The organism is Prevotella sp. PTAC (assembly GCF_013166535.1).
Lineage (GTDB): Bacteria > Bacteroidota > Bacteroidia > Bacteroidales > Bacteroidaceae > Prevotella.
The window spans coordinates 1-2,718 of sequence record NZ_JABKKK010000027.1 but is presented as its reverse complement, the minus strand read 5'-3'; the positions used below and the strand labels follow the sequence as shown (position 1 = coordinate 2,718).

The following is a 2,718-nucleotide window of genomic DNA, read 5'->3' as shown; positions in this document are numbered from 1 at the left end:
AGACGTTTAGACGCTAATCGCAGAGCAACGGGTATCTAAATGCAGGCCAATAAGGTGCCCGTTGCAAAATGACAAAGCCCGCTCGGCATCCTTAAAAACACAAGCAAGCGTATTATATTGATAAACAGAGTGTTGCGGAAGCATAAAAATACGCCGATATTTTCGCCTACGGGATTATAATTTTGAAATAAACGAATTATAAAAGGGCTTTTGTCTGATTTTTTATCAACATACAATACTTCTCTCAAAAAAAAAGAGTAACTTTGCGGCATAATTACAAAAAAGGCAGCGACAGGACATAAATGACGAACAGCAATACCTACAATGGCCGATTCGTGATGTCCGCAGAGTGGGATACACAAAGCGGCATACAGCTCACCTGGCCGCATCAGGCTACCGATTGGCAGCCTATGCTCAGCGAAATTACAGATACTTATGTTAAAATGGCCGTGGAAATAGCCAAACGCGAGCAGCTAATCATTGTGGCTCCACAACCGGAAGAGGCTCTGCGAGCCATCGCCGAAAAGACAGGAAACGACATCACCGAAAACATAATCACGATGAAATGCGATACGGACGATACCTGGGCGAGAGACCACGGCTTCATCACTCTCTGCGGAAACAACGGCAGTCGTATACTGCTCGACTTCAGATTTAACGGATGGGGAATGAAGTTCAAGGCCGATAAAGATAATGCCATCAACCGAAAACTATATGACGCAGGCATCGTGAAAGGGGAATACAAGGATAATCTTGACTTCGTGCTCGAAGGCGGCTCGATAGAGAGCGACGGACGTGGAACGGTATTCACCACGACGGGCTGTCTTATGGCGCCAAACCGCAACCAACCGATGTCGCAAGACGAGATCGAGAGTGAACTGAAACGCAGGCTCAAGGCAGACCGTATAGTATGGATAGACCACGGCAACTTGACTGGCGACGACACAGACGGACACATCGACACACTGGTGAGAGTGGCTCCAGACAATACCTTATTATATATGGGGTGCGACGACAATACCGACAAGCAATACGACGAGTTAAAAAAAATGGAAACCCAACTTATCATGCTGCGCACCGCCGACGGAAAGCCCTACCGCCTGCTACGGCTTCCATCACCCGACGCTATATATGGTGACGGCGAACGGCTGCCAGCCACATACGCAAACTATCTCGTGATAAACGGCGCCGTGCTATGCCCCACATACGGCCAACCTGAAAACGACCGCAAAGCGATGGAAGTCATGGCGCAGGCATTCCCCGGCCGGGAGATTGTAGGTATCGACTGCCGCAGCATAATAAAACAGCACGGTTCGCTGCACTGCTGCACAATGCAGTATTATTGATTTTCTTGAGAATGTAGTCCGGTGGATTGAGGAAGGATGTATGATTTATCAGAAAAATAGAAAAGACATTCATATACTTCTATCCGCAATCCGGAGTACGCAAATATACATCATCCTCACTCCACGAAATGAATAAAATAAAACAACATACACGCATGAAAGAACTTAGAATAGGATTTCTGCAACAGCACAACACGGCCGACATACAAGACAACATGACAAGACTGGCCGAAGGTGTGGCCGACCTCGCGCGACGCGGGGCGGAACTCATCGTGCTGCAAGAACTTCACAACTCACTATATTTCTGTCAGGTGGAAAGCGTCAATAACTTCGACCTTGCGGAGCCAATCCCCGGTCCGTCGACAGAACTGTTTGGCGAACTGGCACGTAAACACAACGTGGTGATAGTCACGTCGCTATTCGAGCGCCGTGCGGCAGGACTTTATCACAACACAGCAGTGGTGATAGAACGCAACGGTACCATAGCCGGAAAATACAGAAAGATGCACATACCGGACGACCCGGCATACTACGAGAAATTCTACTTCACGCCCGGTGACCTCGGCTTCAAACCGATAGACACAAGCGTGGGACGGTTGGGAGTTATGGTTTGCTGGGATCAATGGTATCCGGAGGCTGCGCGACTGATGTCGCTTGCAGGAGCGGAGATACTCATCTACCCCACAGCCATAGGTTATGAGAGCAGTGACACCGAAGACGAAAAGCAGCGGCAGCGACGCGCATGGCAGACAGTACAGCGCGGACACGCCGTGGCCAACGGACTGCCCGTGGTTGCGGTGAACCGTGTGGGACACGAGACGGACCCGTCGGGGCAGACCAACGGTATCAATTTCTGGGGAACATCATTCGTTGCCGGCCCTCAGGGCGAGATTATATACGAGGCATCGGAAGACGACGAAGAGAGTATAATAGTATCCATAGACATGAAGCACAGCGAACAAGTACGCCGCTGGTGGCCTTTCCTCAGAGACCGCAGGATTGAGAACTACGGCGGAATAACAAAGAGATATATCGATGACTGACAGGACAAACAGGGCGTAAACACGGCAAAAGGCAGATACAATCTTTCTTTATATAAGCATATCACACCACCCTGTCCGCACCATGCGCCCCACGGAAAACCCTGTTCATCCGTCTTCTAAAAAACAAGCAAACAAAACCTAACAACCAAATAAACAAACAGAATGATGTCTTCAAATTTAAGATTTTTGGTAGTAGAAGAGGCTTTCAAAAAGCAGGCCGCAGAAGTAAAGACACCGGCGGAACGACCATCGGAGTATTTCGGCAAATACGTGTTCAACAGGCATAAGATGTACAAGTATCTGCCGGCCGACGTATATGCCAAGCTCAT

Annotated in this window: 2 protein-coding genes; both read left to right on the top strand. The window is 49.0% G+C overall.

Going from position 1 to position 2,718, the window contains the following annotated elements:
• Positions 1–302: 302 nt before the first annotated feature.
• The gene (locus tag HPS53_RS12415) at positions 303–1,346 is read left to right on the top strand and encodes an agmatine deiminase family protein (protein WP_172206516.1); all 1,044 of its coding nucleotides are present in this window, start codon (positions 303–305) and stop codon (positions 1,344–1,346) included.
• 155 nt (positions 1,347–1,501) lie between these two features.
• Positions 1,502–2,389, top strand: coding sequence for a carbon-nitrogen hydrolase (locus HPS53_RS12410; protein WP_104370420.1), 888 nt, complete (start codon positions 1,502–1,504; stop codon positions 2,387–2,389).
• Positions 2,390–2,718: the final 329 nt, after the last annotated feature.

Bases quoted from the DNA above. Each gene is read 5' to 3' on its own strand.
- HPS53_RS12415 (WP_172206516.1), top strand. From the start codon at position 303: ATGACGAACAGCAATACCTACAATGGCCGATTCGTGATGTCCGCAGAG.
- HPS53_RS12410 (WP_104370420.1), top strand. From the start codon at position 1,502: ATGAAAGAACTTAGAATAGGATTTCTGCAACAGCACAACACGGCCGAC.